Here is a 3527-nt window from a genome sequence, read left to right on the forward strand (position 1 = left end):
CGAATTTCTTACCTTTAGGTGTGGCTTGTAATTGAGTTATTAAATTTTCAACTTCTGTTCGTTGAATCCAACCTGACAATTTAATGTTGTCGGACTTAACGAATAAGATATTTTTCCCATTCAATAATTGACAGATGGGCAATTTAGAGAAATTACCACGAAACTCAGGAGATTTGAATGTATCAAGTGTAACGGTCATGATTCGTTTCCAAGTGAATTGATTTACGACTTCTCAAAAGTTCAAGCGCAGCTGCTTTAATCTGGTTCAATTAGCGGCTCAACACACCCCATTGCCTCACCCAAGTAATGCAATACATCACCTAAATGCGTTGCTGCTTCTGGGTCAATTTTTTTCTCAGCAATCAACAAGAGCCAATTTTCGTTTTGGGCGATCGCCTGAAGTTTTAGATAGCACGAATTGAAATCTTGTAGGATCTCTATGGGTGACATATTTGCAAGAGACATTCACAATGTCCAATAAATTACTTATCGAAAAATGCTTGACGGATAGGCGAGATTGCATTATTAGCCACTACAACAATAGTCTTGTACTCGCTCCTATTTATCTGACAGATATTTTTTAATTTCAACAGAGCGTAGCGTTCTTACAGGGCAATAGAAAGACGCTCATACCAATAACAGCGTGAACGTCTTTCTATTGCCTAGAAGTAACAATCAAACAACGACCCAGTAAACACCTTGATTGCGAACCATGCAAGATTTTCCTTTGATAGTTGCAGTTCCCAACTCGGAACTATTCTTGAGTCGTTGAATGTTCCTGATAACTCGATAAACTATCTTAGCCGAACCATTATTTTGTATTTTGATGGGTCGTTTAATGATGGGCGGTTTATGTATTGACATGGCTCAAAACAATTGAAGCTGTTCAGAGCAATCTTTAGTGGTTGTAGGATTACAAGTCATTCCCACTACTTCCGAACAGCGAATCATTAATTTGTCCCGATTAATCACCAAGTTTGATTTCTGTTTTTGCCCTGGTATTGGTAAATGACCAAACACATATTTTGGATGAGTATTACTACCTGAAGAGTGCAAGTATTGAAAGAAAGCTCCATCAATTTGGTAGACTTTTGTTGGATTAAGTGATTTGGGATTGTAAACAGAATTGAGTTCCATTTTCCTTAGCCTCAACTAAATAGACAAATACTTTCATCTAGACGTAAAGCGTAGCGATCGCTATTGATTGAACTAGCTGTAGACTTTGAGTGACAAGGCTTTTTGTTTCAGATTACCGTTGCCATCGTCACCATTAGTTGTAATTGTTGGTTGCTGACGACATTCAGACTTGTTAATCGTCCAGTCCCAATGATTGATTTGCGTTTTCTGGTGATGTTCTACTAGGACAATAACATTTTTGTACTTGAGGTCTTTACCACTGATTAAATAAGCATCCCCAAGTGCATAAAAACCAGTCGAAACATAATGTCGTTTGTTGAGAGACATCAGCGCATCCCAGGCTTGTTGATGCTGTTGAAGTTTACTCATTTAAACTTTCCTAATCTAAACAAATCATCACTTTGAAACGTAGCGATACATTGTGCGATAATTACTTTCACCTTTGGTTACAGTTTGGATTGCGGAAACTTCTGGTAAGCGAAGTTTCCGCATTTTTCTAGTAAGTACAATGTCTGAGTTTTAAGCGCTAACCTTTTTCTTTGGTTCAGATAATCTGGATGTACCATTAGATAAGCAAGGTGTTTGAGAGAGAGGCGGGGGAACTGTACCAAAGGGTGTACGAATCTCTAAATGTGCATCTAATTCTTTTTGGAGAACCGCTAATCGTGACAGATGCAAGTCGATTTCGGCTAATATTTTTGCTTCTATGTCTTGTTTTGAAAGCAGATGAACCTGGGTTTCGGCTAGTTGTACTAATTGCCCAGAGTTTTCATTAATTAGTATTGTGTAGTACCAACCTTCACTTTGCTTTTGAGTTGAATAATTGATACCGATGATTTTTCCTTGTTTGGTGCGCTGACCTATAGCAAAAAGAGGTTGCTTCCATGTACGTGGCATTATGGCTGTGGATTGCATGATTATTTTTCCTTCGTTATAAATCCGTGTCTAATACCCGCATTTCTCACAAGCTTGAGGGAAGGGGCAGGGGTGCAGAGGTGCAGAGGTGAATTTCTAAATATCCGAACGCAAGCCTAAACTTCTTCTTTCTCCCCTGCACAAGCTGCACAAGCACAGACTTTGAGCATCGGTGAGAAATCCGTGTCTAATAGCGGTCGTTCATTGATCACTTCTTCAATGCCCAGAATTAATCCCACGCGGACTTTCAGGTCAGACATGGGATTAATTCTGGCATAGCTAAAACCACAAAGTTAGAGTTTCTTTCCCTGCTTCGGATTGCCCGTTGTGGGGAGAGCGGATTTCGCTCTCTTTTAACTTGTTGCTTGCATGAGCCGCTTCTCTGAAAGAAGCCCGCTCTTCGCTAGACAAATCACCAATGAATACAGTTACAGCTGTAGCTGATTCGGAAATATCTTTCTTGACATCTTGATACTTCATAAATACTCCTGATAATTACGCTGTTATTAATTCCCGACTATCCGACCCTGGCTGATACTCCACTAGCCGGAGCCATTCTTTAACCGTTAGGGTCTCAAACGGTCGGTCTAACAAGTCTTCACAAGACACAAACCAATCTATCGACAACGACCACACCGCATCAAGAGCAGAATCACATAGGACTTCTTGCTGATGTATTGACGAAGCCCGAATAACCCACCATTTACCATCTGTACAGCCCACTTTCCCAAGCTTCACATCGTTGTGGTGGTAAATACCATCGTCCATCAGGTCAAAGTTGTACTTCTCGCACTCGGTGGCTATTTCTGCTATCACTTCGTTGCCCGTTGTAGCGACTGGGTTTTCTTCTTGTATGGCTTGTATGGGCAGTGTTCCGTCTTTGTAATGTATGCAAATGTAGCGGTAGCACTTCGCCCAGGTATTAGCCCTAAATTCCTCTTTATCACTGACCATTACAAGCCAGGGTTGAGTTACGAAGTCGTCATTATCATGGGTGATTTTGGCTATCAGTTGACCATTGGCGTAGATTTCATGATCGTAAAGATCGATTTCGACTAATGTTAGTTCTGCTAATGCTACAGTTGTCTTGTTCATAAACCTATGTGGGTTGTGAATTTGAATTAGAGGCGATCGCAGACTTTCCACGGACGGCGATCGCCTTTTAATTGCGCGAAATATGTTGTGCTTGTACAACACTCTCAAACTCGTTTTGGCGCAGCCTCACATTTAAGTGTTCTTAAAAAACTCCTCAAAAAACTGCTCTAGTTCGGCTAATTCGCGTTCTCGTTCTGGTGTGATGTCCGGCAAGGGACGGGACATGATTTCAGTAAGTGTCTTTTTTCGCGGGTCTCCTGCACTCGCTCGCATTCTTCCCGACGCTCACCCTTCGGGTAGAGCGCGGGGCTGCTGCTGCTCAAACTCAACTTTCAAAAAGCAGCATCACGCTTTAATGGTAATTCTTTATATGTGCCACT

At 41.2% G+C, this 3527-nt stretch carries 10 protein-coding genes; all 10 read right to left on the minus strand.

What is annotated here, in order from left to right:
- On the minus strand, window positions 1–199 hold a 199-nt coding region (locus IQ246_RS30055; RefSeq protein ID WP_208492354.1), incomplete at its 3' end, for a hypothetical protein.
- A 56-nt stretch (window positions 200–255) separates the two neighbouring features.
- On the minus strand, window positions 256–465 hold the full coding sequence (locus IQ246_RS29095; RefSeq protein ID WP_244142201.1) for a hypothetical protein: 210 nt from the start codon (window positions 463–465) through the stop codon (window positions 256–258).
- 210 nt (window positions 466–675) lie between these two features.
- Window positions 676–864: a hypothetical protein gene (locus IQ246_RS29100; protein WP_194006756.1), complete on the minus strand. Its 189-nt coding sequence runs from the start codon at window positions 862–864 to the stop codon at window positions 676–678.
- 3 nt (window positions 865–867) lie between these two features.
- Window positions 868–1137 (minus strand): hypothetical protein, encoded by a 270-nt coding sequence (locus IQ246_RS29105; protein ID WP_194006757.1) that lies wholly within the window; start codon window positions 1135–1137, stop codon window positions 868–870.
- 72 nt (window positions 1138–1209) lie between these two features.
- A complete protein-coding gene (locus tag IQ246_RS29110) occupies window positions 1210–1506 on the minus strand; it encodes a hypothetical protein (protein WP_194006758.1) in 297 nt (98 codons plus the stop codon).
- A 150-nt stretch (window positions 1507–1656) separates the two neighbouring features.
- Window positions 1657–2052 (minus strand): hypothetical protein, encoded by a 396-nt coding sequence (locus IQ246_RS29115; RefSeq protein WP_194006759.1) that lies wholly within the window; start codon window positions 2050–2052, stop codon window positions 1657–1659.
- Between the two features lie 116 nt (window positions 2053–2168).
- On the minus strand, window positions 2169–2312 hold the full coding sequence (locus IQ246_RS29120) for a hypothetical protein (RefSeq protein WP_194006760.1): 144 nt from the start codon (window positions 2310–2312) through the stop codon (window positions 2169–2171).
- 19 nt (window positions 2313–2331) lie between these two features.
- Complete coding sequence (locus IQ246_RS29125) at window positions 2332–2532, minus strand: hypothetical protein (protein WP_194006761.1); 201 nt, start codon at window positions 2530–2532, stop codon at window positions 2332–2334.
- Window positions 2533–2547: 15 nt separating this feature from the next.
- Window positions 2548–3249, minus strand: a complete 702-nt coding sequence (locus IQ246_RS29130) for a hypothetical protein (protein WP_194006762.1) — start codon at window positions 3247–3249, stop codon at window positions 2548–2550.
- Window positions 3250–3279: 30 nt separating this feature from the next.
- Window positions 3280–3420 carry a hypothetical protein gene (locus tag IQ246_RS29135; protein WP_194006763.1) on the minus strand — a complete coding sequence of 47 codons (141 nt, stop codon included), beginning with the start codon at window positions 3418–3420 and terminating at the stop codon, window positions 3280–3282.
- Between the last annotated feature and the right edge of the window lie 107 nt (window positions 3421–3527).

The organism is aff. Roholtiella sp. LEGE 12411, from assembly GCF_015206995.1.
Taxonomy (GTDB): Bacteria; Cyanobacteriota; Cyanobacteriia; order Cyanobacteriales; family Nostocaceae; genus Komarekiella.

Coding starts and splice junctions, on each gene's coding strand:
- IQ246_RS29095 (WP_244142201.1), bottom strand. CDS start 465: ATGTCTCTTGCAAATATGTCACCCATAGAGATCCTACAAGATTTCAAT.
- IQ246_RS29100 (WP_194006756.1), bottom strand. CDS start 864: ATGTCAATACATAAACCGCCCATCATTAAACGACCCATCAAAATACAA.
- IQ246_RS29105 (WP_194006757.1), bottom strand. CDS start 1,137: ATGGAACTCAATTCTGTTTACAATCCCAAATCACTTAATCCAACAAAA.
- IQ246_RS29110 (WP_194006758.1), bottom strand. CDS start 1,506: ATGAGTAAACTTCAACAGCATCAACAAGCCTGGGATGCGCTGATGTCT.
- IQ246_RS29115 (WP_194006759.1), bottom strand. CDS start 2,052: ATGCAATCCACAGCCATAATGCCACGTACATGGAAGCAACCTCTTTTT.
- IQ246_RS29120 (WP_194006760.1), bottom strand. CDS start 2,312: ATGTCTGACCTGAAAGTCCGCGTGGGATTAATTCTGGGCATTGAAGAA.
- IQ246_RS29125 (WP_194006761.1), bottom strand. CDS start 2,532: ATGAAGTATCAAGATGTCAAGAAAGATATTTCCGAATCAGCTACAGCT.
- IQ246_RS29135 (WP_194006763.1), bottom strand. CDS start 3,420: ATGCGAGCGAGTGCAGGAGACCCGCGAAAAAAGACACTTACTGAAATC.